Raw genomic sequence first — 355 nt, 5'->3', positions numbered from 1 at the left:
TGTTAATGAGATTACATGAAGCTTGTGTGACGGTTCGATGACGTTAATTCTGCTGTGAATAGCGGGGGTTGCGACAAATGTTTTATTTGCGACAACGCCGTCTGTTTCCGCGAAAAAACCGCCATAGTTTTTCTTCTGTTTTAGTCTTATCCTCCTAACCCGGTTTGCGGAAAAGCTTGGTCTGCTCGAACAGGCCTTCCAGTGTCTTCATGCGCTCCTTCGTCTCGTCCCAGGTGGAGTTCTGGACGGCTTCAATCAGAGCCTCGACGATGAAAAGTGTGACGACCGATGAGTCCCAGGCCGACGGCGCTTCGATGCGGACGCGGAAAGCGTGCCGGGCGAGTTTGGCGGCAGG

The 355-nt window shown here is 52.7% G+C and carries 1 pseudogene; it reads right to left on the bottom strand.

From position 1 onward, the window contains the following. Positions 1–154 precede the first annotated feature (154 nt). Positions 155–355 (bottom strand): annotated as a pseudogene (locus EOD29_RS30825) (RpiR family transcriptional regulator); the annotation flags it as partial.

The sequence above is a fragment of the Mesorhizobium sp. M1A.T.Ca.IN.004.03.1.1 genome, from assembly GCF_003997555.1.
GTDB lineage: Bacteria > Pseudomonadota > Alphaproteobacteria > Rhizobiales > Rhizobiaceae > Mesorhizobium.
This window is presented reverse-complemented; position numbering and strand designations above follow the sequence as displayed.